This is a genomic window from Rhizobium sp. SVR5-9E (assembly GCF_056755095.1).
Genome location: NZ_JBNDHS010000350.1, coordinates 1 through 286, shown reverse-complemented (window position 1 = coordinate 286; position 286 = coordinate 1). Strand labels below are relative to the sequence as shown.

The following is a 286-nucleotide window of genomic DNA, read 5'->3' as shown; positions in this document are numbered from 1 at the left end:
GAAGACATTGTAAGCAATGCCACGGCAACAAAGATTGTTACAAGAGTCACCGACGGAATGTCTCTGGAAAAGGCCGTTGATAAAACTTTCGAAGAACTGAAAACAATTGACGGATTTGCAGGAGCAATCGCCATTGATAAAAATGGAAATATTTTTCACCAAGACTCCTATCCTACTATGGTTTTTGCAAGTTTTGACGGAAATATTGTAGAAACTTTCAATTAAATTTAACATTATTTTATACTTCTGATATTTTTTTTGGCACGCATTTTACATGATTATTAAC

At 33.9% G+C, this 286-nt stretch carries 1 protein-coding gene; it reads left to right on the top strand.

Annotated elements, in window-relative coordinates; all coding sequences use genetic code 11:
- The coding region (locus ACPYOJ_RS35135; RefSeq protein WP_481420351.1) for an isoaspartyl peptidase/L-asparaginase at positions 1 to 225 on the top strand (225 nt) is incomplete at its 5' end.
- Positions 226 to 286: the final 61 nt, after the last annotated feature.